Source organism: Nocardia sp. NPDC127606, assembly GCF_042671725.1.
Taxonomy (GTDB): Bacteria; Actinomycetota; Actinomycetes; order Mycobacteriales; family Mycobacteriaceae; genus Nocardia.
In genome coordinates this window covers 140412-166384 of record NZ_JBHXWQ010000004.1, presented here as the reverse complement: position 1 = coordinate 166384, position 25973 = coordinate 140412, and the positions used below count along the sequence as shown (strand labels likewise).

General features: G+C 67.1%; 27 protein-coding genes. 12 read left to right on the top strand and 15 right to left on the bottom strand.

The genetic code is table 11. The features are described 5' to 3' along the window. Positions 1–211 precede the first annotated feature (211 nt). From ACFVJ5_RS20465 to ACFVJ5_RS20445, 5 genes are all read left to right on the top strand, one after another. Positions 212–559: a hypothetical protein gene (locus ACFVJ5_RS20465; RefSeq protein ID WP_379222181.1), complete on the top strand. Its 348-nt coding sequence runs from the start codon at positions 212–214 to the stop codon at positions 557–559. Further along, positions 556–1488 (top strand): hypothetical protein, encoded by a 933-nt coding sequence (locus ACFVJ5_RS20460; protein WP_379222179.1) that lies wholly within the window; start codon positions 556–558, stop codon positions 1486–1488. Before ACFVJ5_RS20465 ends, ACFVJ5_RS20460 begins: the two co-directional genes overlap by 4 nt. Then, positions 1485–1988: a roadblock/LC7 domain-containing protein gene (locus ACFVJ5_RS20455; protein ID WP_378897061.1), complete on the top strand. Its 504-nt coding sequence runs from the start codon at positions 1485–1487 to the stop codon at positions 1986–1988. The genes ACFVJ5_RS20460 and ACFVJ5_RS20455 overlap by 4 nt, the downstream gene beginning before the upstream one ends. Before the next feature lie 10 nt (positions 1989–1998). Further along, on the top strand, positions 1999–2370 hold the full coding sequence (locus ACFVJ5_RS20450) for a hypothetical protein (protein WP_379222177.1): 372 nt from the start codon (positions 1999–2001) through the stop codon (positions 2368–2370). Between the two features lie 223 nt (positions 2371–2593). Beyond that, positions 2594–3493, top strand: a complete 900-nt coding sequence (locus ACFVJ5_RS20445) for a cutinase family protein (protein WP_379222673.1) — start codon at positions 2594–2596, stop codon at positions 3491–3493. Between the two features lie 67 nt (positions 3494–3560). Here the strand turns inward: ACFVJ5_RS20445 and ACFVJ5_RS20440 are convergent, their stop codons facing one another. From ACFVJ5_RS20440 to lysX, 3 genes are all read right to left on the bottom strand, one after another. Then, positions 3561–4181: a histidine phosphatase family protein gene (locus ACFVJ5_RS20440; RefSeq protein WP_379222176.1), complete on the bottom strand. Its 621-nt coding sequence runs from the start codon at positions 4179–4181 to the stop codon at positions 3561–3563. 170 nt (positions 4182–4351) lie between these two features. Further along, positions 4352–4669 carry a hypothetical protein gene (locus ACFVJ5_RS20435; protein ID WP_379222174.1) on the bottom strand — a complete coding sequence of 106 codons (318 nt, stop codon included), beginning with the start codon at positions 4667–4669 and terminating at the stop codon, positions 4352–4354. Between the two features lie 162 nt (positions 4670–4831). Continuing rightward, entirely contained in the window at positions 4832–8110 is a 3279-nt protein-coding gene (gene lysX, locus ACFVJ5_RS20430; protein ID WP_379222672.1) for a bifunctional lysylphosphatidylglycerol synthetase/lysine--tRNA ligase LysX, read from the bottom strand. A gap of 151 nt (positions 8111–8261) precedes the next feature. Here lysX and ACFVJ5_RS20425 point away from each other — a divergent pair, with 151 nt between their 5' ends. Next, on the top strand, positions 8262–8483 hold the full coding sequence (locus tag ACFVJ5_RS20425; protein WP_378637798.1) for an RNA-binding S4 domain-containing protein: 222 nt from the start codon (positions 8262–8264) through the stop codon (positions 8481–8483). 22 nt (positions 8484–8505) lie between these two features. Here ACFVJ5_RS20425 and rraA read toward each other — a convergent pair whose 3' ends face one another. The 9 genes from rraA to ACFVJ5_RS20380 form a co-directional block, all read right to left on the bottom strand. Further along, positions 8506–8994 carry a ribonuclease E activity regulator RraA gene (gene rraA, locus ACFVJ5_RS20420; protein ID WP_056822505.1) on the bottom strand — a complete coding sequence of 163 codons (489 nt, stop codon included), beginning with the start codon at positions 8992–8994 and terminating at the stop codon, positions 8506–8508. A 46-nt stretch (positions 8995–9040) separates the two neighbouring features. Continuing rightward, positions 9041–9496 (bottom strand): SRPBCC family protein, encoded by a 456-nt coding sequence (locus ACFVJ5_RS20415; RefSeq protein ID WP_378637803.1) that lies wholly within the window; start codon positions 9494–9496, stop codon positions 9041–9043. Between the two features lie 65 nt (positions 9497–9561). Then, positions 9562–10506: a CopD family protein gene (locus ACFVJ5_RS20410; RefSeq protein ID WP_379222171.1), complete on the bottom strand. Its 945-nt coding sequence runs from the start codon at positions 10504–10506 to the stop codon at positions 9562–9564. A 6-nt stretch (positions 10507–10512) separates the two neighbouring features. After that, entirely contained in the window at positions 10513–11037 is a 525-nt protein-coding gene (locus ACFVJ5_RS20405; RefSeq protein WP_379222169.1) for a copper resistance protein CopC, read from the bottom strand. Continuing rightward, complete coding sequence (locus ACFVJ5_RS20400; protein ID WP_379222167.1) at positions 11037–11690, bottom strand: YcnI family protein; 654 nt, start codon at positions 11688–11690, stop codon at positions 11037–11039. The genes ACFVJ5_RS20405 and ACFVJ5_RS20400 overlap by 1 nt, the downstream gene beginning before the upstream one ends. Before the next feature lie 41 nt (positions 11691–11731). Then, complete coding sequence (locus tag ACFVJ5_RS20395; protein WP_379222165.1) at positions 11732–12265, bottom strand: hypothetical protein; 534 nt, start codon at positions 12263–12265, stop codon at positions 11732–11734. A 7-nt stretch (positions 12266–12272) separates the two neighbouring features. Next, on the bottom strand, positions 12273–12947 hold the full coding sequence (locus ACFVJ5_RS20390) for a DUF6474 family protein (RefSeq protein WP_379222163.1): 675 nt from the start codon (positions 12945–12947) through the stop codon (positions 12273–12275). 143 nt (positions 12948–13090) lie between these two features. Next, a complete protein-coding gene (locus ACFVJ5_RS20385; protein WP_379222670.1) occupies positions 13091–13438 on the bottom strand; it encodes an RNA-guided endonuclease TnpB family protein in 348 nt (115 codons plus the stop codon). Next, a complete protein-coding gene (locus ACFVJ5_RS20380) occupies positions 13335–13919 on the bottom strand; it encodes a helix-turn-helix domain-containing protein (RefSeq protein ID WP_379222162.1) in 585 nt (194 codons plus the stop codon). Before ACFVJ5_RS20380 ends, ACFVJ5_RS20385 begins: the two co-directional genes overlap by 104 nt. Before the next feature lie 66 nt (positions 13920–13985). On the opposite strand from ACFVJ5_RS20380, the gene ACFVJ5_RS20375 reads away from it, so the two are divergent. The 4 genes from ACFVJ5_RS20375 (at position 13986) to ACFVJ5_RS20360 (ending at position 18961) form a co-directional block, all read left to right on the top strand. Beyond that, on the top strand, positions 13986–15620 hold the full coding sequence (locus tag ACFVJ5_RS20375; protein ID WP_379222668.1) for a TM0106 family RecB-like putative nuclease: 1635 nt from the start codon (positions 13986–13988) through the stop codon (positions 15618–15620). A 13-nt stretch (positions 15621–15633) separates the two neighbouring features. Beyond that, complete coding sequence (gene htpG / locus ACFVJ5_RS20370) at positions 15634–17595, top strand: molecular chaperone HtpG (protein ID WP_379222160.1); 1962 nt, start codon at positions 15634–15636, stop codon at positions 17593–17595. A 101-nt stretch (positions 17596–17696) separates the two neighbouring features. Continuing rightward, positions 17697–18146: a GNAT family N-acetyltransferase gene (locus ACFVJ5_RS20365; protein WP_379222158.1), complete on the top strand. Its 450-nt coding sequence runs from the start codon at positions 17697–17699 to the stop codon at positions 18144–18146. A gap of 8 nt (positions 18147–18154) precedes the next feature. Next, positions 18155–18961, top strand: a complete 807-nt coding sequence (locus tag ACFVJ5_RS20360; RefSeq protein WP_379222156.1) for a class I SAM-dependent methyltransferase — start codon at positions 18155–18157, stop codon at positions 18959–18961. Between the two features lie 57 nt (positions 18962–19018). Here ACFVJ5_RS20360 and ACFVJ5_RS20355 read toward each other — a convergent pair whose 3' ends face one another. Then, positions 19019–19786, bottom strand: coding sequence for an SDR family NAD(P)-dependent oxidoreductase (locus ACFVJ5_RS20355; protein WP_379222154.1), 768 nt, complete (start codon positions 19784–19786; stop codon positions 19019–19021). Between the two features lie 149 nt (positions 19787–19935). On the opposite strand from ACFVJ5_RS20355, the gene ACFVJ5_RS20350 reads away from it, so the two are divergent. Further along, positions 19936–20814: an SDR family NAD(P)-dependent oxidoreductase gene (locus tag ACFVJ5_RS20350; RefSeq protein WP_379222152.1), complete on the top strand. Its 879-nt coding sequence runs from the start codon at positions 19936–19938 to the stop codon at positions 20812–20814. Then, a complete protein-coding gene (locus ACFVJ5_RS20345; RefSeq protein ID WP_379222150.1) occupies positions 20811–21449 on the top strand; it encodes a TetR/AcrR family transcriptional regulator in 639 nt (212 codons plus the stop codon). Before ACFVJ5_RS20350 ends, ACFVJ5_RS20345 begins: the two co-directional genes overlap by 4 nt. On the opposite strand, the gene ACFVJ5_RS20340 is transcribed toward ACFVJ5_RS20345, so the two are convergent. Together ACFVJ5_RS20340 and ACFVJ5_RS20335 are read right to left on the bottom strand one after the other, a co-directional pair. Further along, positions 21446–24973: a P-loop NTPase fold protein gene (locus ACFVJ5_RS20340; protein WP_379222148.1), complete on the bottom strand. Its 3528-nt coding sequence runs from the start codon at positions 24971–24973 to the stop codon at positions 21446–21448. The genes ACFVJ5_RS20345 and ACFVJ5_RS20340 overlap by 4 nt on opposite strands. Positions 24974–25104: 131 nt before the next feature. Continuing rightward, positions 25105–25812 carry a TMEM165/GDT1 family protein gene (locus ACFVJ5_RS20335; RefSeq protein ID WP_379222146.1) on the bottom strand — a complete coding sequence of 236 codons (708 nt, stop codon included), beginning with the start codon at positions 25810–25812 and terminating at the stop codon, positions 25105–25107. Between the last annotated feature and the right edge of the window lie 161 nt (positions 25813–25973).

The window sequence follows — 25973 nt, the reverse complement described above, 5'->3', positions numbered from 1 at the left end:
GCGGTCCGCAGCGAATGGGCGTCGAAGTTACTCAAAAGTATTGATACCGAGCGGTTTTCCAGCAACCATCAGCAAACATATTGTGCGGCAGCAATTTTCCGGCGTTCAAGATGCGAGGAATAGCCGAGGGGTATAACGTCTCGTCTCGATCAATAGTCGATGACGGTTCGGGGGCTCGGTGAATTCTCTTGATGGGTGTCTGAAACGCATCATGGATATTCCTGGAGCGCGCAGTGTGACGCTGGTGGACGGGGCGAGCGGGTTGGCTGTCGCCGGCGCCGGCGAGCGCCAAGGCGTCGACGAGCACGAGGACGCGGCGGGGACCACCGATGTGGTGCGGGCCGCCCTCGCGTGTCCGGCCCTGGGGAGCGCCGACGACGACCTCACCGAGATCGTGGTGTGCCGGACCAGGGGATTTCACCTCCTACACCTTGTCGACGGCGATTTCGACGGCAGGTTGTTCATGCATGTCGTCTTCGACGGCGACACCGGCAATCTCGGGATGGCCCGCTATCAACTCAGGTCGGCACTGGAAGAATTGACGGGCGGGAATCGATGAGTGTCGCGCTCGCCGATGAATTGCATCGGCTCGGCGAAGAAGGCTCGACCGGAGTATTGCGCGCAGGCGACGGCGAATTCCACTTGGTGCGTGGAACTATCGCCTCGGTCGGCTGCGGACGCACCATCGGACTCGACCGATTGGTAGTCGAAGCGGGGGTGGCAACGGCGGAGGACTGGCGTCGCGCCGGTGCGGGCGACCCGGGTCCACTGCTGGACCAGCCACAACTGGAAACCCTTGCGCTGCTGTCGGTCTTCGATGCTGCCTACTTTTTGCTGGCCTCCGCGGGCGAGCCGGAATTCCGGCCGACGCCCGAACATTGGCTGGCCCCGGTCTGCCACATCGCACCCCGCGCACTTGTTCACGAATGCGAACGCCGCACCGACAACGAGTACGGCCCGTGGACCGCCGACCTCGTCACCGCGGTCCCGGTGGTCCCGGCACGCCGGATCAAACGGAACCAGGTGGTGATCACCGGAAGTCAGGCCGAAGTTCTCGCCGCCGCCGACACCCGCCGCAGCATCGCCGACATCGCCCGCGACCTGGGCCGCACGACCTACGGCTGCCTCGTCGCGGTCCGCGACCTGACCACAGCGGGCCTGATCGAAGCGCCGGAACCTGTCGCGACCGAACAACCACAGCGCGGGCGCCACCTCGCCCTCGCACCGGACCCGGCCGACCACCGAACCTCGGCTCGGTCGACAACATCCGTGCCCACGCTGCCCCGACGTGTTCCGGGCAGCGCGGGACCGATCCGCCCCCATCAGGAGGCGGGTGCACGACAGGGTAGGCACGCGATCGACGAGGAAGCGACCGCGACCGCCCGACACCGCGGAAAACCGGCCGGCGCAGCGGAACCCGAACGCTGGCGACAGGTCGACCGCGAAACACTCATCCGGCTCAGGGCGGCGTTGGAGGAGCTTGCGTGACCGTGCGGAAGAAGCTGCTCGGTGAATGGAGGGGAAGGTTGACCAAACCGGCGATGACCGCGCCCGAACCCCGGGCGCCCGAACACACAGCGCCAGAACACTATCCGGCCGTGCTGGCCGAATTGAAGGCGTTGCGCGAGCGGCTACCGCAGCTCACCGGGTCGCTGGTGGCCTCCAGCGACGGGCTGCTCATCGAACACGACCTGCCCGTCCATCTGGAACCCGCGGGCATGGCGGCGCTGTCGGCCGCACAGTTGTCGCTGTCGTATCGGCTGGCGAACGTCGCGCACGGCGGCGGGTTCAGCGAAGTCGTCGTGCACGGCACCGAGGGGCAGGTAGTGATCTACGCCGCCGGCTACACCTCGTTGACCGTGCTCGCCGGACCAGAGGTGAATGTCGGTCGGCTCCACCTGGAGTCGCGACCAGTAGCTCGCGCCATCGCCGGCCATCTGGCGGCGGCGCACTCGCCCGGGAACGACCTGGCGAAGATCGACGAATGAAAGGCACGATATGTCGAACATGGATCTTGCTCTGAAGGACATGATGGTGATCGAAGGCGCGATCGGCGCCGCGATCGTCGACTACAGCAGCGGGATGGCGCTCGGAATGCTCAGCAGCACCAAGTCGCTCGACCTGCAGATCGCCGCGGCGGGCAATACCGAGGTGGTGCGGGCGAAGATGCGCACTATCGAGCAGCTCGGGCTCAACGAGGACATCGAGGACATCCTGATCACCCTCGGCACGCAGTACCACCTGATCCGCCCGATGACAGGACGCAAGTCCAAAGGGCTCTTTCTCTACCTCGCCCTCGATCGTGGCCGGGCCAATCTGGCGCTGGCGCGGCACAAGCTCAAGGGCATCGAAGAAGACCTGGAGGTGTGAGTTCCGCGAACGGGGGGTGTGTCGGCGGTGACGTGCCGCCGACATCCCATCACTCCGGTGCGTGGCCTGCTCGATCCGCCGGTGTTTTCGGCCATGAAATCGAGAGGTCGTGTGGCACGGGATCGCTCGTACGCCTATTGTGATTCGCGGCGAGGTCTGGGGCCACAACGTCAGTATTCGGGGTTTGCTCTCACATCGACGAGCAAGGGTGAACTGGAGCGGTATGCAGGTGAAGAAGGTTGTCGCGGCTCTGGGAGCGTCCGCGGCGATGATGTCCGGAATTGTTGTCGGCAGCACGAGCGCCAGCGCGGCGCCCGCCTGCCCGAGTCTGTATGTGGTCGCCATTCCCGGCACCTGGGAAACCGGCCACGAGAAGGCCCCCGGCCCCGGCATGCTCGCCGGCGTCACCAACGGCCTACCGAGAAACACCGACGTCGACTACGTCACCTATGCCGCGACCGCGTTCCCCTGGGAGGGCGATGTCTACGGCAACTCCAAGAAGCAGGCGGTCGACGCCGCCCGCGGGCTGATCAGCGAGAAGCTGGCCTCCTGCGGCAACACCAAGGCCGCGATCGTCGGCTACAGCCAGGGTGCCGACGCCGCAGGCGATCTGGCCGCCGAGATCGGCACGGGCATCAGCCCGATCCCGCAGGACCGGGTCGCCGCTGTCGGCCTCATCTCTGATCCTCGTCGTTCGCCGACCGATATCCAGGTCGGCCCGCACGCCGCGGGCGCCGGTGCCGGTGGCGCTCGGCCGGGTGGCTTCGGTTGGCTGAGCGACCGCACCCGCACGATCTGCGCGGTCGACGATCTGTACTGCGCGACCGCCACCGACGACTTCGTGACGCGGTTCGCCGGCTTCCTCGCACAGAGCTCGGATGCGAACCCGGCCAACCTGTGGCGCTACCAGCTCGAGGCCGGGGCGATCGTGAGCGACCTGATGTCGTTCGGCGGCATCCCGACGCTGGGGGCGCAGCTGACCGACGCGGCCAACCAGAAGCGGGCCAAGGACCTGGAGCAGTTCTACCGCTCGCAGGCGCACACGCTGTACGGCAGTTACTCGGTGGGTGGCGGGCAGACCGCGATCACCTGGATGCACAACTGGATCGCTCAGCAGGCCTGAGTCGTTCGCGCAGAGCCCGGTATCGCTTCGGTGGTGCCGGGCTCTTCCGTATGTCGGCAACCGCGGATCAGGGTGTGCTTCGCGACAGGGCCCTGGGGAGCAGGTTCCAGACGTGGCCGTTTTCGTTGATGGTTGCCGCTGTGCGGGTGCCGGTGCGGGAGTAGAGGATTCGGGTGATCGAGCAGTAGTCGATCGGGAAGGTGAGGGGGCGGGGAAGGGCGAGGATGTCGGCCAGGAGGACGTTGATGACGCCGCCGTGGGCGAAGGCTACGACCGTGTCGCCGGGAGCTGTCGCGGCGACCAGGGTTTCGACGGCGGTGAGGACTCGCGCGGTGAAGGCGGGACCGTCGATCTGGTCGGGGAGGTGGCCCGCCTTGATGCGGGCGTAGGCGTCGGCGAATTCGGTTTTCGCGTCTTCGATCGGGATGTAGGCGGGCAGGTCGCGGTCGTACTCGGCGAGGTCGTCGACGACGTCGACCGGTAGGTCGCGGGCGGTCGCGGTGGGGAGCGCGGTGTCGCGGGCGCGGCGCTGGGGGCTGCTGACGATGCGAGCGATGTCATGGGATGCGAGCGCGGCGGGGACGCGGTCGGCTTGGAGCTTGCCGATGTCGGTGAGGCCGGGGTCGGCGGCGGTGGTGTCGCCGACCACGCGTTCGGGTTGGGCATGACGCACGAGTATCAGCTGCACGGTCAACACTCTGCCCTATCCGCCGGGGACCAGGGCTGCGGGTCGACCTCCTCGCGGCCGGTGATGTCATCCCGTGGCGGAGAGCCCCTTGGCGAACAGGTGGTCGTTCGAGGACTCGCGGGGATCCCTCGTCATCGACGGAGGGTATCGCCGCGAGTCCTCCGGTCAGGTCAGGACTGGCCGTAGGGCGGCTGGCCGTACGGCGGCTGACCACCCTGCGGGCCGTTGTACGGCGGCTGACCACCGTTGTGCGGCGGCTGGTCGCCCTTCTTCTTGTTCTTGAGCAGGAAGATGCCGCCGACGATGAGCACCACGATGATCAGGCAGCAGATACCGCCGATGATCAGGCCGGAGCTGTTCTTCTTTTTCTTCTTGGCCGCGAGTTCCATCGCGGTGTTGACTGCGTCCGAACTCGCCAGGGTGTCGAAGCTGCTGGTGAGCATGTGCGGATCGACGAGTGCGGCTGTGGTCAGCAAGTCCAGATACATGAAATCCCATCCCGATGTGTTGGTGGCCCGACATCCTCCCGGTGCCGGAACTCCGAGAGTAACGGTCTCACTGTGGCTTTCGGTACGAAAGCCTCGCAAGCGCCACACAGAGCATTTGTTGATCGCGAACGCGCCGCGATCCGTATACACCTGTACCCGAATTCATCGTGGTTTCACCAACGGGAACGGCAGGGTCTCGCGGATGCTGCGTCCGGTGATCAACATGACCACCCGGTCGACGCCCATTCCGAGCCCGCCGGTGGGCGGCATCGCGTGTTCGAGCGCGGTCAGGAAGTCCTCGTCGAGTTCCATCGCCTCCGGATCGCCGCCGGCGGCCAGCATCGACTGCTCGGTGAGCCTGCGCCGCTGGTCCACCGGGTCGGTGAGTTCGCTGTAGGCCGTGCCCAATTCGACGCCCCAGGCCACCAGGTCCCAGCGCTCGGCCACCCCCTCGATGCTGCGGTGCGAGCGGGTGAGCGGGGAGACCGAGGTGGGGAAGTCCAGGTAGAAGGTGGGGTAGGTGGTCTGCGATTCCACCAGGTGCTCGTACATCTCCAGCACCACTTGGCCCGCGTCCCAACCGTGTTGGTAGGCCACGCCCGCCTCGTCGCACAGCTCGCGCAGCCGGGCCAGTTCGGTGCGCGGGGTCACCTCGGTGCCGATCGCCTCGGAGACCGCGCCGTGTACGGTCTTGACCCGCCACTCGCCGGAGATGTCGACGGTGTCGAAGCCGCCGTCGTCGTTCGGCCGCAACGCCACCTCGGCGCCGTTGGCGGCCATCGCCGCGTGCTGGATCAGCCTGCGGCACAGGTGCATCATCTGCTGGTAGTCGCTGTGCGCCTCATAGGCTTCCAGGATCGTGAACTCGGGATTGTGGCTGAAGTCGACGCCTTCGTTGCGGAAGGTCCGGCCGATCTCGAACACCTTCTCCATGCCGCCGACGCACAGCCGTTTGAGGTAGAGCTCGGGGGCGATGCGCAGGTACAGGTCGAGATCGTAGGCATTGATGTGGGTGCGGAACGGAGTGGCGTTGGCGCCGCCGTGCACCTGTTGCAGGATCGGTGTCTCCACCTCGAGAAAGCCCCAGACATAGAGCGAATCGCGCAGCGAATGCAGGACCGCGCTGCGCTTGGCCATCACCTCGCGGGTCTCGGGGTTGATCGCCATGTCCACATAGCGCTGCCGGACCTTGGCTTCCTGATCGGCCAGCCCACGCCACTTGTCGGGCAGCGGATGCAGGCATTTGCCGTTCATCCGCCAGTCCTGCGCGAGCAGCGAGAGCTCACCGTTGCGGCTGGCGCCGATCTGTCCGCTCACCTCGATGAGATCGCCCAGGTCGAAGAATTCGGTGAACTCGTTGCTGCGATCGGCGCCCACCCGTTCGCGATCGATCACCAGCTGGATCTCGCCGGTCCAATCGCGCACCAGCGCGAAGATCACGCCGCCGTAGTCGCGAATCCGCAAGAGCCTGCCCGCGATACGTACGGTGGTGCCCTTGGGGCAGCGTCTCGCCTGGGCGATGTCGTGGGTCGGCGGGTAGGCCACCGGATAGGCATCGATGCCGGAAGCCGTGAGCCGGTCGAGTTTGTCCAGGCGCACCCGCACCTGCTCGGGCCTGCGTGGACCCTGTTCGGCGTCGGCGCCCTCCGGTGCGTCCGGTGCGCTGCCGTCGGCGTGCAGGCCGGTGACCGTCGCGGGGACCGCCGCCTTCGTGCCGGTGTGCACCCCCGCGTCGGGCGCCTTGCCGATGCGCGGCAGGAACCCTTCGGCCAGCCCGCTGGCCGTGGCCACCCGCGGCAACTGCCTGCGTTCCTCGAACAGGAAGAATCGCGGCACCCAGCGTGGGTGGTATTTCACATTCGACCGGTACAGCGCCTCGAGCTGCCACCAGCGCGAGAAGAACAGCAGCACTCCGCGCCAGGCCCGCAGGATCGGACCGGCGCCGATCCGGCCGCCCTCCTCGAACACCGATCGGAACACCGCGAAGTTCAGCGACACCTTGGTGATGCCGTACTGATCGGAGTTCAGGGCGAGCTGCGAGATCATCAGCTCCATCACGCCGTTCGGGCTCTGCGGGTCGCGGCGCATCAGTTCCAGCGAGACGCCGGTGCGGCCCCACGGGACCAGCGAGAGCATGCCGTGCACGCGGTCGTCGTGATCCACGGCCTCGACCAGCAGGCAGTCGCCGTCGAGCGGGTCGCCGAGGCGGCCCAGCGCCATCGAGAAGCCGCGCTCGGTCTCGGTATCGCGCCAGGCGTCCGCCCGCGCGACGATTTCGGCGAACTCGGCGGCGGGGATGTCGCGGTGCCTGCGGATCCGCACCTCGAGGCCGTTCTTGCGCAACCGGTTCGCGGCCTGACGCACCTGCTTCATCTCCGGGCCCGCCAGCGAGAACGTGCGGGTGTCGAGAATCGCCTCGTCGCCCAGCCGCAGCGCCGACAGGCCCGCCTTGCGGTACGCGGTGGCGCCGAGTTCGCTCGCGCCCATCACCGCAGGCTGCCAGCCGAACCGGTCGGCCTGCTCCAGCCATGCCCGAATCGCCTGTGGCCACGCCTGTTTCGGACCGATCGGATCGCCACTGGCCAGGCACACACCCAGCTCGACGCGATAGGTGATCGCCGCCTTACCGTTCGGCGCGAACACCACCGCCTTGTCGCGGCGGGTCGCGAAGTAGCCGAGCGAGTCCTCGACATCGCTGCCGGCGAGCAGGCCGCGGATCGCCGACTCGTCCAGCGCGGTCATCGCGTTGTCGGCGCGCTGCGAGCGCAGCAGCACGACCACCGCGGCCAGCAGCGCGAGCGCGCCGAACAGGCCCAGCAGGAAGTTCACCCAGGCTCGCGGATGCCCGTCGAAATGCTCGTTGTTCACCAGCACGGCGGCGGTGACCCGATACACCGCCCACAGCGGACGCTGCACACCCGAGGGCAGCGAACCGGGGAACAGTTCGACCAGTCCCCAGCCGAGCAGGCAGCCGAGCACGAGCCCGGACACCAGCACGCCCAGCGCCTTCCACAGCGCGCCGGGCCGAACCCGGGTGTAGAACTCCTTACGCGCGGCCAGCAGTATCGCGATGACCGCCACGTGCACGATGAAGGCGACCAGCGCGTCCACATCGTCGTCGGCGAAGAAGTCCAGGATGTTGGCCACCGCGTACAGCAGCAGGTACACGACCAGCAGCCACCAGGCGATCCGCTTGCGAGCCGCGGTCGCCCCGGCGAGCAAGCCGACGATCAACGCCCACACGAGGCTGGTGTCGGGGGCATCGAAGTAGTAGGTGTCCACATAGTGGCGCGGCACCTGCGTGAGGATCCGCAGGCTGGGCGAAACACTCCACAAGAACAGCAGCACCGCGAACACACCGAGGATCAATCCGGCGATGTGCGGTACCTCGGACAACTTGCCGTGCGCGCGATGGGGCACCGGCGTGCGGTCCTCGACGATGGGGTGCTGCTCGGCCTGCGTGGGAGTCACCGATCCAGTGTGCGTCCAATCGAGCCGGATCCGGGTGGCGGCGGCTGCGGCGTGTTCGTCACCGCCCGCAACGCCGGGGCCGGTGGCGACCGGTTTCGCGCGACCGGGTAAGTATTAGCGCATGTCGGAACCAGTTGATGTGCCGATCGATGACGTTGTCATCCGGCTCGGGCAATTCCTGAAACTGGCCAACCTGATCGATTCGGGTTCCGAGGCCAAAACGGTGATCGCGCAGGGATTGGTGCGCGTCAACGACGAAGTGGAGTTACGCCGCGGCAGGCAACTGCAGATCGGCGACATCGTGATCCTCGCCGGAAACAAGGTACGGGTGTCCGAGGGCTGACCCTCGAACACCCGCGTCGCCGTCAGTCTTCGGCGCGAACGACCACGCCGTCGGAGTCGCTGTAGAGCATCTCGCCCGGCACGAAGGTGATGCCGCCGAACTCGACGGGCACGTCCTGCTCGCCGCTGCCGGTCTGGGTGCTCTTGCGCGGGTTGGTGCCCAGCGCCTTCACCCCGATGTCGAGGGTGCGCAGGATCGCGGAGTCGCGCACGGCGCCGTTCACGATCACGCCCGCCCACCCGTTGTCCACGCCACGGCCGGCGATGATGTCGCCCACCAGCGCGGTGTGCACGCTCGCGCCGCCGTCGACGACGAGCACCTTGCCCTCGCCCGGCTCGCTCAGCGTCTGCTTGACCAGCAGGTTGTCCTGGAAGCAGCGGATCGTGGTGATCCGGCCCGCGAATTCGGCGCGGCCGCCGAACTGGATGAACTGCGTATCGCAGCTACGGATCTCGGGGCCGATCTCGTCGGCCAGATCGGCGGTGGCCACAACATTCGCTGATTCGGTCATGGATCAGATTGTGTCAGGCCCGCCCGGCCGCGCCATTCGTAGGCTCTCAGACCTGCTCGCTGTGTGATTTCTCGATCTCGCGAATGAGCGCGTCGGTGGTGTGCTGAACCGCGATCTTCACGAACGGCTCGATCGTCTTGCTGAGCATCTTGCCCGTGATGCCGCCGCCGACGGAGAAATCGATGTCCGCGTCCACTGTGCACGCGATGTCACCCTTGGGGATGAACCTGAAGGTCGCGACGATCTCGATGCCCTTGATCGACTTGGTGGCGATCAACCGGCCCTCTTCCCAGCCGACGACCTCGACACGCGAGGTCAGCGACGCGGGGCCCAGCTTCATCTTCCCGTCGAACGTCGCGCCGAGGCCGTCGGTCTGCGCGGTGAGGGGTGTGAAGGATTCGATGCCGTACCAGAACTTCGGCAGATTGCGGTAGTCGTTCATGAACGCGAACGCCGCTTCGGCGGGCGCGGCGCAATCTTCGGCAATCCTCACTTCGGTCATACCGGCCACTCTAATCGGTGGAATCGACGTCGAGCGGCACTCGGCGCCGAACGTGATCGAGGTGACTACCCGGTCACCGCCAGCGTCGCTGCCAGGCCGAACGCCACCGCCATCACCAGTACCTCGGTCGCCGCGTTGCGCAGGGAGACCTCGGCGGTGACCCGGTGGTCGGCGGCTTTGCGGACCCAGGATCGACGCCACCACCAGCCCAGCGCGACAAGCGCACACAGGATGATGAGCTTCGCCAGCAGAATCCGTCCGTAGCCGCTGGTCAGCAGCGAGGTGATGCCGCCGAGGCGGACCAGGCCGTTGATCAGGCCGGTGAGCGCGACGACAACGACCAGGGGCGCGGCGAGCCGCGAGTAGTGGGGCAGGGTCGCGGCCCATTCGCCCCGGGTGCGCAGGATCAGGACCATCGCGAGCAGCAGGCCGAGCCACAAGGCGGCGGCGAGTGCGTGGACCGCGGCGAGTACCGAGCCGAACATCTGCTGGGACATGTGCCCGGTGATCGGCCGCAGCGACAGCGCGACTGCCGCGAACACGAGCACCAGATCCGCCGACGCGGTGTCGGGTCTGCGGAAGGCCAGTGCCGAGTAGCAGGCGATCGCGCCGGTGCAGAACAGGATCGCGATCCCGATCTGGCCGCCGCTGAGCCTGCCGAGGAAGGTGAGGAAATCGCCCGCGTCGAGCTGGGTCACGGGCACGCCGACGATCTCGGCGGCCTCACACACCAGCACGGTGAACTCGGCGGCGAACCAGACACCGGCCAGCGCGGCCAGCGGTCGCCAGGTGACCGTCAGCCGGTCGTTGAGCCGGGGCAGCGCGGCGAGGCCGATCACGACCGCGCCGACGCCGTCGGCGAGCACGCGCGCGAACGCCACCCACGCGAACCCGCCGGAGCTGCGCAATATCCAGGCCAGCACCACCCCGAGCAGCGCGGCGACCACGACCGGCACCAGGACACGCCACTGCCGCAGCACGGCACGGGGCGCCCGGCGACCGGTCGTCATCGTCGACTACTTCTTGCGACCGGACCGGCCGCCGAGCAACGCCACCGCGAGGCCGGCGCCGAACAACACCACGCCGCCGGCGATGAACACCCACACGGGCACCCCGCCGTCGCCGCCGTCGTCGGCCTTGTCCTCACCCGGACGCGCGCCCGGCGTGCCGGTGCCCGCCTTGCTCAGCGTGAAAGTCCTCGTGCCGCTCACGGGATGACCGTCGGCCGAGGTGACCCGGAACGCGATCGTGTACTCGCCGACCGGCCCCAGCTCACCCAGTTCCACACTGACACTGCGTCCTTCGACCAGCGCCTTGCCCTTCGACCACAGCCTGCCATCCGGGCCGACCACGGTCAGCGACGGAAAGTTCTGCTGCAGTTCCTCGTTGAAGGTGACGCTGGCCCGCGCCGGTCCGGCCTCGACGGTCGAACCGTTCTCGGGAACGCTGCTCACCGCGCCGGAATGCGCACTCGCCGTGCCCGCCGCCGCGAAGGCGCAGGCGAACAGCACCGCGAGCAGACCGACGAGCATCTTGCGCATCACGACGACCGCCGGGAGCGGAAGACCAGGCCGAGGCCGAGCGCGGCGGCGAACAGGCCGAGGGCCAGGCCGATCCCACCCATCCAGCGGGCGACGCTGTCGGTTTCCGACTGGGTCGACTCACCGGAGGCGACCTGGTGATCGCCTCCCTCGGCGCCGCCGTTCGCGGTCAGCGTGATCGCCGGCGCGGGGTGCTCGGGCTCGGCGCCGCCGGTGCTCGGCTGGTCCCAGGCCACGACCTTGCCGTCGCTGTAGGTCTGCTGGGTCGGGAAGTTCACGGTGTCCTGCGTCGGCAGCGGGCCGAGCGAGAGCACGAACCGCTGGAACTGGCCCGGGCCTACCCCGGGGTTGCCCGGATCGGCGGACCACGCGACGGCTACCGTCTCGCCCTTGTCGTTGCGCTCGACCTTCGACGTCCAGCCCGGCATCGGCTCGGTCCGAACACTTTTCAGGTTCGGCACGGTCACGCGCAGCGCGGTGGTGGACGCGGTCTCGGATTCGGTCGGCACCTTGAAGGTGGCGACGGTGTACTTGCCCTGGGCGGCGCCCGGAGCATCGACGGTTACGTGGGCGGCCGCCGAACCGCAGGCAGCGAGCACCAGGCCCGTCGCGAGAGCGACGGTGCCGGTGCCGCGGGTGATGAAGTTGTGCATGGAATGCCTTGTCGTCCGAAGAATACTGAAGTGGTCGCGAATCAGGCGAACAACGGCGGTGCGCGCGGACATCGCGCACCCTTCGGACGAGCCCCACGCGCGACGGTGGGCGCGGCGAACCAGCGAACGGTCCGGTGGACAACAGCGGAGGGCCTGCCGAGCACAGCCCGAAGCACGCTCGACGCAACGAGATACAGCCGCTCGGCGACGAGAATCAGTGCGGCACAGGCACCCGCCGCCACCAGGTGCGCGGCGATCATCGGCAGACTCGGGAGATGCAGTAGTCCGTGATGGTCGAGTGTCGCCGACAGCGCGAAGTGCCCGGCCCACTGACCACCGATCAACGCGGCGCCCGTGCGCATCGTCGCGGCATTCGTGAATCGGGACGAGTGCCCGCGTGGCCCGGCGCCATGGGCGAACATCCCGGCGGTCAGCGAAACCAGCAGCAGCAGTGCGATTTCCGACGACCGTGGCACCCCGCCGCCGCCGATCCCGTGTGCGGCCGTCGCCAGCGCACCCACGAGTACGCCGCAGCCACCACCGCGTAAGCGGGAGGTGAGCTGCGGCGTTGTCACGGCAGGATCAGCGGACGCCGAGGCGGGCGAGCACGTCGTTCTCCAGCACGGACAGCTCGGCCGAGATGGACGCGTGCACGGCCTTGCGACGCGCGGCCGGCATCTGCTCGGCCGTGCGCACGGCCACGTTCAGATCGGCCATGCGCGAGCGGGCCGCTTCGACGAACTTCGTGGTGTCGGCGTCGCCCGCCTTGTCGGCGGCGATCTTGTCGAGGGCTTCCTCGGTGTTGGTGATGCGGGCCTGCAGGCGCGCACCGTGCCCGCTGAACTCGCCCAGCTGGTCCATGCCGATACCGAGCTGCTGGGCCTTGCGCGCGTCGAGCTGCCCGCGCACCATCGTCGCGCCGCGATAGGCCAGCGGGGCAAGCACGGGGATCAGCACCCTGGCCACGCCGATGTACTTGCGGATCTGGCTCGCGCTGAACAATTCGCGATCGGCCTTCGCGGCCGCCTTCTGCGCGGCCTTCTCCTCGGCGTGCAGGGTCGCGATCTGCGCCTTGGCCACCTTGTCGGCCGTGCGTGCCTGAGCCTTGGCCGCGCGCCGGTTGACGCGCTCGCCCGCCTTGGCCGCCTTGCGCTCGTTCTTGGCGCTCAGCTTCGCCTCCACCGCGGCTTTGTGCTTGAGTGCTTTCGCCTCAGCGCGTCGGCTCGGCCGCCGCTTCCGCTTGCTGAACAACCCCATGGGATCAGGCCCTCCGTCATGCTCGCCAAGTCATGAGGCAGGACCGCCTCCAAGCGGCCTGCCGTTCTTCGTAGCGTAGTGGGTTGACATCCCCCAGCCGTGAACGACTGGGATTCCCTGCTTCACAACACAGAGTTCCTGTTTCATCGACGGTTGCCTTCCCGCGCTGGACGCGGGGCGGTCTCACACCATCTCCGCAGGCGAGCACCGCAAGCCCTGCGGCGCGTAGTATCGCTGATTCGCCCGCATGTCGAACATGTCTTCGACGACGGGTAGAACCGGTCCACGGTCACAACGGTGCGCCCGTACCAGTGGGCCTTGTACTCCAGCATCGACCGGAACTCCGACCACGACGCGTCCGAGATCGCGCGAGCGAGGCGGTGGTTGCTAATCATGTTCCGAACACTCAGATGCTCGATGGCGATCACTTGATTTTCGCGAACCAACCGAGTTGAGAGCTCGTGTAGATGGTCGCGGCGACGATCCGTGATCCGAGTATGAATACCGGCTACGAAAGACGTGCCTTTGTCCGATTCGCTGAGCCTTTCTGTTTCTTCGACAACATTCGTTGGGCTTTGACCAGGCGGCGCGGTCATGCTTTTCATGGCGAGGATTGGACACCTTCTCACTGGTCGAGAACGTGTACAGCGAAGTGGTTCCCGCATCCGAACCGATGGCGGTGTCGGTGCGGACATGGTCAGCGATCGTCTCCTCGACCAGGATCGAGATGTGATAGCGGCCTGCGCTGTCGCGTGACACCGTCACCTGCGTTGGCACCGAACTGTCGGGCAGTGGTCGAGACCATCGGATATCGAGTGGCTTGGAGTGCTCAGCGAGCAACGCCCGGTTGTAGACGTACCTCGCACACCCAAAGGTTCGTGAGAGCTGCTCGACTGTTCGGAGGTCGGGTAGATGCGGTTTAGCAAACCCGGAGGACTGACGGTTTGCGCGCTCAGGGGAGCGATTGGGCATCGTGTCGGGGGTAGAGGCCATACTGCTTGCGTGCGTGCAGCCGAGGACGACTTCGACGGCGGGCCGGTGCGTAGCCCGGTCCCCGCTTCCGCTGCGGATTTCCGCACCGCCTTCCTGGACGCGCGTTCACTGATCGGATGCAGGCATCGGCTGCGCCTCGATGCCGAGAATCCGGGCGTGCTCGCCGAGGTCCGCGAGGATCCGGGCGTGCAGCAGCGGCGCGATGCCGCCACCGCCCATCGCACCAAGGTCCGCGACGAACTGGTCGCGGCCGCCCCCGCCGACTGGGTGGTGATCGACCCGGAACTGCGTGGCGCCGCCAAGGCCGCGGCGACGATGGCCGCCATCGAGGCGGGCGCCCCGCGCATCTGGGGCGGGCTGCTTCCCCAGGAAGCCGATACCGGGCGGCGCGGCGGCGTCGAAATCCTGCTGCGCGACGAGGATCGCGGCGGCTATATCCCGATCATCGTGGTCAACCACAAGGTCACCGACCCGCGCAGGCCCGACCCGGCCGATTTCCACCCGCTGACCTCGGACCTGTTCCGCTGGCAGCCCCGCCGCGACAAGCACGTGAAACTGCGCCCGCAGCCGCGCGACCAGCAGCGCCTCGCCCACCTGTACCGCATGTTGCAGCGCTACGGAATGGCCAGCCCCGCCCTGATCGGCGGCGCGATCGGCCTGGTCAGTGACCGCATCCTGGTGCACGATCTGACGAATGTGCTGGCCGACTACGACCAGCGCTACGCCGACCGGATCGCGGTGGTGCGCGGCGAATTGCCGACCCAACCTTCGAAGGTGCCCGAGTGCAGGCAGTGCCCGTGGTGGGTGCGCGGGCCGGACGGTGAACCAAGTTGTGAGGCCACGCTGGCGCAGATGCGAGATGTGAGCCTGGTCGCGCCGGGTTCGCGGGCCGACGTGCTGCGCCTGCACGGGATCGAAACGGTCGACGAACTGGCGGCGTGGGAGGGCGACGATCCCGACGACTGGCAGCACGGACCGTTCGCCGAAACCGTCGTCACCGCCCGCGCCTGGATCGACGGCGCCCCGCTGGTGCGCCGGTTCGAGCAGGTCAGCGTGCGTCGCGCCGATGTGGAGATCGACGTCGACCTGGAGAGTTACCAGGAAGACGGCGCCTACCTGTGGGGCACCCTGCTCGACGACGTCTACCGCCCGTTCGTCACCTGGGATCCGCTGCCCACCGAGGATGAGGGCCGCTCGTTCGGCGAGTTCTGGACCTGGCTGATGCAGCGGCGCGCCGAAGCCCATGCCCAGGGCAAAACCTTTGCGGCCTACTGCTATTCGCGAACCGCCGAGGACAAGTGGCTCTACGAATCGGCCCGCCGGTTCGCGGGCCGCCCCGGCGTCCCGACCCACGAGGAAGTGCGCGCGTTCGTCGACTCCAAGGAATGGGTCGACATGTTCCAGGCTGTCACCGAGCAGTTCATCTGCCCGAACGGCAAGGGGCTCAAGAAGATCGCGCCGGTCGCCGGATTCGGCTGGCGTGATCCGGAAGCGGGCGGCGAGGCCTCGATGGGCTGGTACCGCCGCGCCGTCGGTTACGACGACGCCATCGACATGTCACAGCGCACCCGCCTGTTCGTCTACAACGAAGACGATGTCCGCGCCACCCAGGTGCTGCGCGACTGGATGTCGAAGCGCGCGGTTGCCGAGGTGCCCTCACTGGCCGATTTCGGGCGGTAATACCATCGAGGGCGTGACTGAGCAGCACGTCGAAACCCTCGAGTTCCAGGCCGAGACCCACCAGCTCCTCGAGCTGATGATCCACTCGGTCTACTCCAACAAAGACACCTTCCTGCGGGAGCTGATCTCGAACGCTTCCGATGCGCTGGACAAGCTCAAACTTGCCACCTACCAGGACAAAGACCTGGGCGCAGACACCTCCGACCTGCACATCGAGCTGGAGGTCGACCAGGACAAGCGTGTCCTGACCGTCCGCGACAACGGCATCGGCATGTCCCGCGCCGAAGTGATCGACCTGATCGGCACCCTCGCCAAATCCGGCACCGCCGACCTGCGCCGCAAGCTGACCGAGGCCAAGTCCGACGCCGCCGCCGAGGAGCTGATCGGCCAGTTCGGCATCGGCTTCTACTCCACCTTCATGGTCGCCGACAAGGTCGTCCTCACCACCCGTAAGGCGGGCGAGACCGAAGGCACCCGCTGGGAAGCCGCCGCGGGCAGCTCCACCTACTCCATCGACACCGTCGCCGACGCACCACAGGGCACCTCGGTGACCCTCGAGCTCAAGCCCGCCGACGAAGACGATCACCTCTTCGATTACACGCAGGAATGGAAGCTGCGCGAGATCGTCCGCAAGTACTCCGACTTCATCGCCTGGCCGATCCGCATGCAGGTCGAGCGCACAGTGACCGAGGGCGAGGGCGAGGACAAGGTCGACAAGACCATCGTCGAGGACCAGATCCTCAACTCGCAGAAGGCGTTGTGGACGCGGCCGCGCAGCGAGGTGAGCGAGGAGGAGTACAAGGAGTTCTACCACCACGTCAGCCACGCCTGGGACGAGCCGCTCGAGATCATCCCCATGAAGGCCGAGGGCACCTTCGAATACCAAGCGCTGCTGTTCATTCCGTCGATCGCGCCGTTCGACCTGTTCACCCGTGAGCACAAGCGCGGTGTCCAGCTCTACGTGCGTCGCGTGTTCATCATGGACAACTGCGAAGAGTTGATGCCGGAGTACCTGCGTTTCGTCAAGGGAGTCGTCGACGCCCAGGACCTTTCGCTCAATGTCTCCCGCGAGATCCTGCAGCAGGACCGCCAGATCCAGATGATCCGCAAGCGCCTGGTGAAGAAGGTGCTGTCCACGGTCAAGGACATGCAGGGCGCCGAGGATCAGACCAAGTACCAGACGTTTTGGGCGCAGTTCGGCCGAGTCCTCAAGGAGGGCTTGCTCTCCGATACCGACAACCGCGAAACTCTGCTCACCGTCTCGTCTTTCGCCTCCACCGCCTCGGAGTCCGAGCTCACCACGCTCGCGCAGTACGTGGAGCGGATGAAGGACGGCCAGGACTCGATCTACTACATGACCGGTGAAAGCCGTGCGCAGGTGGAGAATTCGCCGCACCTGGAAGCCTTCACGGCCAAGGGTCGTGAGGTGCTGATCCTCACCGATCCGGTCGACGAGATGTGGGTCGGTTCGGTACCGGAATTCCAGGGCAAGACGTTCCAGTCCATCGCCAAGGGCGAGGTCGACCTGGAAACCGAGGACGAGAAGAAGGAAACCGAAGCCCTGCGCGAACAGCAGGACAAGGACTTCGGCGACCTGCTCACCTGGCTCGGCGGCACGCTGACCGATGTCGCCAAGGAAGTGCGCCTCACCAACCGTCTCACCACCTCGCCCGCCTGCCTGGTCGGTGACGTCTACGACTTCACCCCCATGCTCGAGCGCATGTACCGGGCCTCGGGCCAGGCACTGCCGGAGTCCAAGCGCATTCTGGAGCTCAACCCGACCCACCCCCTGGTGACGGGCCTGCGCGACGCCTACGACGCCCGCAAGTCCGACGCGGACGAGGGCAAGGTCCCCGAACTCGCCGAAACCGCCGAGCTCCTCTACGGCACTGCGGTACTCGCCGAGGGCGGCGAACTCAAAGACCCGGCCCGCTTCGCCCAGCTGCTGACCGAGCGCCTCACCCGCACGGTCTGATCTGGGAAATCCTGAACTGCCCGCTGCCGTTTCGGCGGCGGGCAGTTTTGTTCACCAGCAATTCCGGTGCTGAGCGCCCACATCGGGGTCACCATGGAGTGATGGTGGGGCACGAGATTCGTCGCGCAAGACCCGATGACTACGACAGCATCATCGGCGTGGTCGACAACTGGTGGGGTAGAGCGGCCGTCCACAACCTTCCCCGCATGTTCCTCGACCACTTCCATCGCACCAGCCTGATCGCCTCCGACGACAACGGGATCTCCGGTTTCCTGGTGGGTTTCGGCTCACCCTCCGACCCCTACACCGCCTACATCCACTTCGTCGCCGTCCGCCCGGATGCCCGCAAGGCCGGCCTGGGCAGAACCCTCTACGAAGCGTTCTTCACCATCGCCCGCTCCGACAACCGCACCACGGTCACCGCGATCACCTCGCCCGCCAACTTCACCTCGATCGACTTCCACCGCAGCCTCGGCTTCGCGGTCGCCGGCCCCGTCCCCGACTACAACGGCCCCGGCCGCGCCCTGATCACCTTCTCCCGCCCGGTATGAATGTTGTTATGTCAGAACAGTTGTCCTCCGATGTTCGTCCGTGGGACCTCGTCGCCGAGGGATATGCAGAGACCGGTGCGACCGTGCTCGCGCCCTTCGCCGCGCACGCGCTCGAATACGTCACTCTCAGCTCGGAATCGGAGATCGTCGACGTCGCGGCGGGTACCGGGTTGTTGAGCATCGCCGCCGCCGAGCTCGGCGCTCGGGTGCAAGCCATCGATCTCTCGCCGTCGATGATCGACCAGCTGGTCGCGGCGGCCGCCGATCACCCCACGATCACCGCGCAGGTCGGCGACGGACAGGCCCTGCCTTACGAGGACAACCGATTCGACGCGGGCTTCTCCCTGTTCGGGCTGATGTTCTTCCCTGACCGGCCCGAGGGCTTCGCCGAGCTGCGTCGCGTCCTGCGCCCCGGCGGCACCGCGGTGGTCGCCGCCTGGGCGCCCGCGGCCGAATCCTCCCTCATGCGTGCACTGTTCGGCGCACTGACCGCGGCGGACCCGACAGCCACACTCCCGCAGCCGGATTCGCGCAGCCTCCAGAATCCCAAGGTGTTCGACGCGGAGATGCGCGCGGCGGGCCTGCTCGACGTGCGGATCCAGCAGCACACCGCCGAGATCCGCTACCCGGACGCCACCGCCCTGTGGGAATCGGTGACCCGCAGCAGCGCGCCGCTGGCTGTCGTGAGAGACGAAGTGGGCGAAGAGGAATGGCAGCGGCGCAGCGAAGCGGCCATCGCCCACCTCACCGTCACCTACCGCCCGAACACCCCGCTGCGCACCACCGCCCTCTTCGGCATCGGCACCGCGCCCTGAAGACGCCGACGGCGCCCTGCCCGGGTGGGCAGAGCGCCGTGAGGGTGTGCCGCGTGACTAGCGCGGGGCCATGCGCAGCGCACCATCCATGCGGATGGTCTCGCCGTTGAGGTAGTCGTGGGACGCGATGTACTCCACCAGCTGGGCGTACTCGTCGGGACGGCCGAGGCGCGACGGGAACGGGACGCCGGCTTCGAGGCCCGCGCGGTATTCGGGGGTGACGCCGGCGAGCATCGGGGTGTCGATGATGCCGGGGGCGATGGTGTTGACGCGGATGCCGAACTGGGCGAGGTCGCGCGCGGCGGGGACGGTCATGCCGTGGACGCCGCCCTTGGACGCGGAGTAGGCGATCTGGCCGACCTGGCCCTCGAAGGCCGCGACCGAGGCGGTGTTGATGACCACGCCGCGCTGGCCGTACTCGTCGACCGGTTCGGTCTTGGCGATGGCGTCGGCGGCCAGGCGCATCACGTTGAACGTGCCGAGCAGGTTCACGGTGATGACGGTGCGGAAAAGCTCCAGGTCGTGCGGGCCGTTCTTGGACAGGATGCGACCCGCCCAGCCGACACCGGCACAGTTCACCACGATGCGCAGCGGCGCCGGGCCCTCGGTGATCTGGGCGATCGCGGCGGCGACCTCGTCACCGCTGGTCACGTCGGCCGCGATCAAGGTGACGCCGGCGGGCACGTTGTCGCCCGCGCGCTCGATGGACGCGGGAACGTCAAGTCCGAACACAGTGGCGCCCGCGTCGGCGAGGCGCTTGGCGGTGGCGGCACCGAGACCGGACGCGCCTCCCGTAACGATGGCAGCGGAACCCGAAATCTCCACGACAAATCCTCCTGTATTGAATGGCGGCTTATTGTGCCGCTTGCCAATAGTGGCACCCTAGCGTGAACCGGGTGTGGTCTGGAACACGCATCCGCAGTGCTGGGGAAATCGTCGTGAACACCGGTGTTTACCGGTGGTAGCGTGCCGTCATGAGATCGTTCGCCGGTCCTTCGGTAGCCGGACGCAAGGTCCTGATCACCGGGGCTGCTCGTGGGATCGGTGCCGCGCTCGCTCGCAGGCTGGCCGCGCACGGAGCCCATGTCGCCTTGCTCGGGCTGGAGCCGGAACTGCTGGCCGAAGTGGCCGCAGAATGCGGTGATGTGCCGTGGCGGTATTGCGATGTGGCCGATCGGGCGCAGGTCGAGCGGGTGGTCGAGGTGCTGGTCGCCGAACTCGGCGGGCTCGATGTGCTGGTGGCCAACGCGGGAGTCGCCAAGCAGATGGCGATGATCGGCGGGGATCCGTCGGTGCTGGAGGAAACCCTCGCGGTGAACGTGCTCGGGGTCGCCTACACGGTGTCGGCGGCGGGCGCGCATCTTTCGCATCCGGGCGGGTATGTGCTGATGATGTCGTCGATCTCCACCGCCGTACAGTTGCCGCTCGGCGGGGCCTACAGCGCCTCGGCCGCGGCGGTCGCCTCGCTCGGCGCCACACTGCGCGCGGAACTCCGGTCGACCGGGGCCAAGGTGGGGGTCAGCTATTTCGCCGGAATCGACACCGACATGACGGTGCGTGGATTCGGTACGGCGGCCGCGCACACCGTGCTGGGGGAGACCAGCCTCACCGGGAGTTCACCCGTCGGCCCCGCGGTCGAAGCGCTGGAACGAGCCATCGCCCGACGGCGCAAGACCGTGGTCTCACCCTGGTGGGTAGCGTTGGTCCGGCCGTTCCGGCTGCTGGCCCAACTGGTCGTGCAGCGCGTGCAGGGTGACCGCCTGGCCCGCGCCATCGACATCGCCCGCACCGAGGACGTCCCCTTCACCACCGAACAACCGGCCCGGCCCCGCAGAATGGAACGGCAACCATGAGCGATTCGACACTGCGGCAACAACTTCCGCGTGGACGCCACCACCTCTCACGCGAAGAAGTCATCGCCTCTCAGCGTGAGCGCATTCTCGTCGCGATGGGGGAGGCGATGACCGTGGGCGGCTATGTCGGCACGCCGGTCGCGGCCGTGCTCAAGCGCGCCGGGGTTTCACGGGAAACGTTCTACGAGCTGTTCCGGTCGAAGGAGGACTGCTTCAACGCGGCCTTCGACCGGGTATCGAGCGCGCTGGCCGAGAAGCTCCAGACGGTGATCGCCGACTGCGCCGACACCGACGCACTCACCAGAATGGACCGCATCCTCACCGCCTACTTCGACCACATGATCGACGACCCGGCCTCGGCCCGGCTGTTCCTCGTGGAGGTCTTCGCGGTCGGTCCGTCGGCCATCGAGGCGCGCATGGCCCTGCAGCAGCGATTCGTCGAGGTGGTCTCCACCATGCTCGGCGCCGAAACCGAGGACCAGCGATTCGCCTGCGCGACCCTGGCCGCCGCCATCGGCGCCATGGTCACCGGCCGCATCGCCGCCGACGACCCGGAAAGCCTGCGCGGCATCAAGGACCAGCTGATCGCCCTGGCCCGCCGCTCCGGCACCCTCTACGGCAACGCCTTCGCCTAGCCCTTTTTTCGGCTGAGCCCGGAAACCACCCGACCCGCTGGGAAGGACAGCCTGCCGACCTGGTGAATCCACCGCTGCCACGCCGTGATGTCCTCGGGCAGCACAATCCCGACCTGTTCGGCGCGCGTACCGATACCGCGCAATGCCGACGAAAGCAGCTGCCACGCTTCGGCTTCGGACGCTGTGAGCTTGGTGTCGGCGGCGTTGGCCCACTGTTCGGTGGACGACTGTGGGTACAGTCCATCGACGAATTCGGGCCAGGTCGAGGTCGAGGGTGCGGCGTCCAGATGCGTCAGCAGCACCGGCCCCAGCTGGGGGAACGCGACCAGAGTTCCGAGCAGCACGAGGGCGGGAAGACGGGCTTCGTCGGTACCTTCATCGGATCGGATGCGCTCGATCGCGGAGAACAAGCCGTAGCTGTTGGCCAGGCGTTTGACCGAGCGCGGCGTATTGATGAGTGGCGGACCGAGGAGTCCGAGCAAGGTGATCTCGTTGTCGCTCATGGTCATCGGCGCGATGGTCTCGGTGAGCTCGATGTGGCCGAGGTCGGGGACCGTGGTGGTGCTGCGTTGCTTCGCGGGGAGGGATTCCTGGCGATGGGTTTGCACCTGCGGTGGGGGAGTCGCTGTCACGGTGGACCGTTCGACCGGCACGGCATCGTTCGGCGCCTCGCCTCGGCGACCGATGAGTGTGTTCATCATCGACAGATACCCGCCGGATGCGAGCGGAGGCAGGGTGAACACCACCTGGAAGATCTTCTCCAAGTACTGCGGCGGAGTCGACGACCAATGGCCGTCATCATCGGGATCGACCACCAGGCCGTCTGATTCAGGTCCGGACATGAGCATTTCGCGGTAATGCGTGGCGATCGAACGCAGCATCCAGCGTGGGTCCACGGCAACGACAACGACGAACAGCTCGACCGCGAGTAGAAGGTGGATGGCCTCGAGGAGCTGCACGACGCGCTGGGGCGGGCAACGGTCCAGGTCATCGATGTAGAGGACGATGCGGTCGATGGACGGTAGCCCGTCTCCCACAGAATCCACTGCGGTGCGCGGAGAGTCCGGTTCATTGCCGAGCAACAGCCGCGACATCTCCTCGAAGTCCTCGCGGATGCGGGTCATCACGCCGAGGCTGCTTCGGTAGCCGCCCTCGGCCGCGCGGTCGGTGACCAGGCCCGCCAATTGCCCTGCGGCAGTGAGTCGGTGCTTCTCGCGGCGCAAGGCGTCGAGATTTGCCCGGCTGACTGCCAACGCCGTCGCGCGCTCGCCTTCGATTCGCGTGCGTTCGATGTCCACCTTGCGCATGAGCTCGGCGATCGAGTTAGTGTACCGCTTACTCGTGTGGTGCAGCCGCTGCAGGAACGCGATGGCGATGACCACTGCGGCCGTGCTGGCGCCACGGGCCAAATCGGTGAGGAAGAACAGGCCGACGACGCCGGTGGTGATCAGGATCATTGTCAGCGTCCAGCGGATTCGGTTTCCCTTGTTACACAACGCTGCTACGTCGCGCGCGTCTTTCCACCACTGCTCGTCGGTGGCGGTCTGGATCCGCTGATCCAGCGCATCGCTCTGCTGCTTCGCCTGCTCCCACAATGTGTTCGAGAACGCAACGCGCAAAGCTGACAATTCCATCCGCCACCACGGTGGGGTCGGGTCGGACTCCAGTTCCGCGATGCGCTCCGACTCCGCAGCGATCCGTTCGTCGATACGATGCGCGGCAACGAGTTTGGCCTCCAGCCGCGACATCTGACGTTGCGCGGTCACGAGATCGGTGCCTTCAGGGCGGGACAACTGCCCGAACATCTCGGTGACCAGACTGGACCACAGATCGGTTTCGGCATAGTGCCAGGCATTGAAACTTACCTGCCGTACGTGGTGGCACGCCCATTGCTGCTTCTTGGCGTCGCGCACTTGTTCGCGCAAGAGCCCGAGGAAATGACTTTTGCCCTCGCCCCACTCACCGAACAGCCCAACGGCGAGCGGGAGGCTGGTCGAGGCGGAGGTGACAAGTTCGGCGAGAGCTTTTGCCTCGGTGGTTCGGTCCAGCTGGTCGACGGTGGTGGTGTTGTCGGTGCGGTAGGCGGGGAGTCTGGGGTGTTGGACTTCGGCGTGGAGTCGCCAGACGGTGACAGTTCCGCTGGTCGCGTCGCCGGTGGTGAGCGTGGGGATGTCGTCGATCAGCTGCCACATTCCCCAATTGCCTTGGGATCGTCCCGATGTCAGGTCGACTACCAACCGATGATCGAAGACGTGCAGCTGCACGCTGCCGTTGGCGTAGCCGGCCGCCAACACTGGGATGTCATTGACCTTTGCCCACGAGCCCCAGGTGCTCGGTCCGATCGGTGAGGGAGGCAGCTCCATATGTGCCACCTCGATTCCCGCGGGATTCAGCGGGTCGGGTGCTCGGGAGGGCCGGACGTCGATGCGGACCTTCGACAGGACAGACAAGCCGTCGTCGAAGCCGCACGCCAACCAGAGGTATGTGTCCTCGAACGAGGTCAACCATCGGGCGCCTCTGCCTTGCGTGTTTGCCACGCTGGCTTGACGTGCGGGGTGGTTGTCGAACAGTGGGGTGCGCTCGAGACGTCTGTCCCCGACGGACAGGAAAGCTTCGACCTCCCCGCGCTCGGTGCCGACGATCAGCAACCGATCGTCTTCGGTGTGATCGATCCAGGTGCCGCAGGTGACGGCGCTGCCGACCTCGACTCTCCCTACGCTTTCCCAAGGGACGGGGTCGTTCGGTCGAATTCGCCAGACGATGATGACGCCGTCGTCGTCCCCGGTAGCGAGCAGTTGTGAGCCCTCGTTCCACGCACCCCAGCGCGTCGGGGCGACGTGGCCCCGGAGTAGGTGTTCGATGTCGCGTGAAGCCGGATTGCCCGCGGCGGAGGCAGATCGCCTGCCTGGGACTTGACGGATGACCACCGCACCGTTGCCGTATCCGCAAGCCAGGGTCGGCCGCCCGTCGATCGAGGACCACGCGCCCCATCGTGCCGGGCCGCCCGGTTGGGCGCTGAAGACCCAGAGCGGGTCCCAGTCGGGGATCTCGGGAGGGATCCGGCGCGCCGAGAGATCCGTGTCGCTCCACTCGGGTGGGGCGCAGACGCGAACATCGCCATTGCCCATCCCGACAGCCAGCAACCACTCCCCATCCGCCTCGGTCTGCACGCCCCACAGCGCAGGCCCGCTGCCGTCGACCCGCGAGTACATCGACCGCCCGGTGGATTCCTCCCGCGACTCGCTCCGGGTGAGAACAGACCTTATGACGCTGCTCGAGCGGCGGCCCGTGAGGTGTCCGGTATCCCCCGACTGAAATCGCAAGGTCCCATCGCTGCAACCACAGACCAGCACCTGCTGACCCTCGATCGTCGCCCACAGACCCCATTCGGTAGGGGCTGCCGCGAGGCTGTCGGGGTCATCACCGCCGAAATAGGTGGCGGACGGCGCGAGATGTAGATGATCAAAGGCCGTCGTCGATCGGCCGAGTGTCGCTGAGCCCGCATCGTCGGCGGCCGCTGTCATCGAGTAATTCAACCGCCGAATGCTGGGGACACGCAACAGACTCGCCCGTATCGAACTTCGTGGGGTGGCCCAGATCCAGTGCAAGCGGCGCGGCGACCGCTCGGTGCCGCGCCCCCCGAAGGTTTCCGAACTCAGCTCTGGACGTCAGCGAGCTCGCTCGCCCGCGCTGCGGACAGCCCGCGCCGACGCCACACCAGGACGCCGAGGCCGAGCACCGCGGGCGCGATCAGGGCGACGCCCGCCGAACCCCAACCGCTGAGCGCGGGGACGAACGCGTCGAGGACGGTTTTGCCGGCGAAGAACAGGAACAGCAGGCCAGAGGCGATGGCGATGCCGCGTTCGGGAAGATGCTTGCCCGCGAGCTTGCCGACCAGGATCGCCAGTCCGCCCGCGGCGACCATGCCGGCGACCGAGCCGATCCACACGGCCAGCCAGTTGTTGTTGGAGGCGAGGGCGGCGGCGGCGAACATGGTGCGGTCGCCGAGTTCGGCGAGGGTGAAGGCGGAGATGACCACCAGGAAGGCGTTGCGGGCGCTCGGCGGCTCCGGGGCTTCGTCGGAGTCGTTGTCGCTGCTCAGCGCGTCGCGCAGGGTCCAGAGGCCGACCACCAGCAGGGTGAGCGCGGTGATGACGGCGATGGCGTTGGCGGGCAGGGCGGCGCCGAGGAAGTGGCCGACGCCCGCGGCGATGAGGTTCACGGCCACGCTGGCGACGCTGATGCCCGCCAGCACCACCCACCAGCGGTAGCGCAGCGAGAAGGTCAGCGCCATGAGTTGCGATTTGTCGCCGAGTTCGGCGAGGAAGAGCACGCCGAAGCTCAGCAGGATCGTGGCGATCATGAAGTCAGCTCCCAGGAAAATACTCCGGCCTGTGGCTGAAAGACGGGTGCGCCCTCAGCCACACCGGTCGACGGATCGGTTCGTGGCCGAAGGTCTCGCCCACCGGTGATCACCGGTTCACACAGCCGGACCGCGCCGAATTCGGCGGCGATCAGTATGTC

Excerpts from the sequence above, each read along its gene's own strand:
- ACFVJ5_RS20405 (WP_379222169.1), bottom strand. The coding sequence starts at position 11,037 with ATGCGCAAGATGCTCGTCGGTCTGCTCGCGGTGCTGTTCGCCTGCGCC.
- ACFVJ5_RS20345 (WP_379222150.1), top strand. The coding sequence starts at position 20,811 with ATGAGCGATTCGACACTGCGGCAACAACTTCCGCGTGGACGCCACCAC.
- ACFVJ5_RS20425 (WP_378637798.1), top strand. The coding sequence starts at position 8,262 with ATGTCGGAACCAGTTGATGTGCCGATCGATGACGTTGTCATCCGGCTC.
- ACFVJ5_RS20335 (WP_379222146.1), bottom strand. The coding sequence starts at position 25,812 with ATGATCGCCACGATCCTGCTGAGCTTCGGCGTGCTCTTCCTCGCCGAA.
- ACFVJ5_RS20340 (WP_379222148.1), bottom strand. The coding sequence starts at position 24,973 with ATGACAGCGGCCGCCGACGATGCGGGCTCAGCGACACTCGGCCGATCG.
- ACFVJ5_RS20380 (WP_379222162.1), bottom strand. The coding sequence starts at position 13,919 with ATGCCCAATCGCTCCCCTGAGCGCGCAAACCGTCAGTCCTCCGGGTTT.
- ACFVJ5_RS20445 (WP_379222673.1), top strand. The coding sequence starts at position 2,594 with ATGCAGGTGAAGAAGGTTGTCGCGGCTCTGGGAGCGTCCGCGGCGATG.
- ACFVJ5_RS20350 (WP_379222152.1), top strand. The coding sequence starts at position 19,936 with ATGAGATCGTTCGCCGGTCCTTCGGTAGCCGGACGCAAGGTCCTGATC.
- ACFVJ5_RS20400 (WP_379222167.1), bottom strand. The coding sequence starts at position 11,690 with ATGCACAACTTCATCACCCGCGGCACCGGCACCGTCGCTCTCGCGACG.
- ACFVJ5_RS20450 (WP_379222177.1), top strand. The coding sequence starts at position 1,999 with ATGTCGAACATGGATCTTGCTCTGAAGGACATGATGGTGATCGAAGGC.
- rraA (WP_056822505.1), bottom strand. The coding sequence starts at position 8,994 with ATGACCGAATCAGCGAATGTTGTGGCCACCGCCGATCTGGCCGACGAG.
- ACFVJ5_RS20415 (WP_378637803.1), bottom strand. The coding sequence starts at position 9,496 with ATGACCGAAGTGAGGATTGCCGAAGATTGCGCCGCGCCCGCCGAAGCG.
- ACFVJ5_RS20410 (WP_379222171.1), bottom strand. The coding sequence starts at position 10,506 with ATGACGACCGGTCGCCGGGCGCCCCGTGCCGTGCTGCGGCAGTGGCGT.
- ACFVJ5_RS20390 (WP_379222163.1), bottom strand. The coding sequence starts at position 12,947 with ATGGGGTTGTTCAGCAAGCGGAAGCGGCGGCCGAGCCGACGCGCTGAG.
- ACFVJ5_RS20460 (WP_379222179.1), top strand. The coding sequence starts at position 556 with ATGAGTGTCGCGCTCGCCGATGAATTGCATCGGCTCGGCGAAGAAGGC.
- ACFVJ5_RS20360 (WP_379222156.1), top strand. The coding sequence starts at position 18,155 with ATGTCAGAACAGTTGTCCTCCGATGTTCGTCCGTGGGACCTCGTCGCC.
- ACFVJ5_RS20465 (WP_379222181.1), top strand. The coding sequence starts at position 212 with ATGGATATTCCTGGAGCGCGCAGTGTGACGCTGGTGGACGGGGCGAGC.
- ACFVJ5_RS20435 (WP_379222174.1), bottom strand. The coding sequence starts at position 4,669 with ATGTATCTGGACTTGCTGACCACAGCCGCACTCGTCGATCCGCACATG.
- ACFVJ5_RS20365 (WP_379222158.1), top strand. The coding sequence starts at position 17,697 with ATGGTGGGGCACGAGATTCGTCGCGCAAGACCCGATGACTACGACAGC.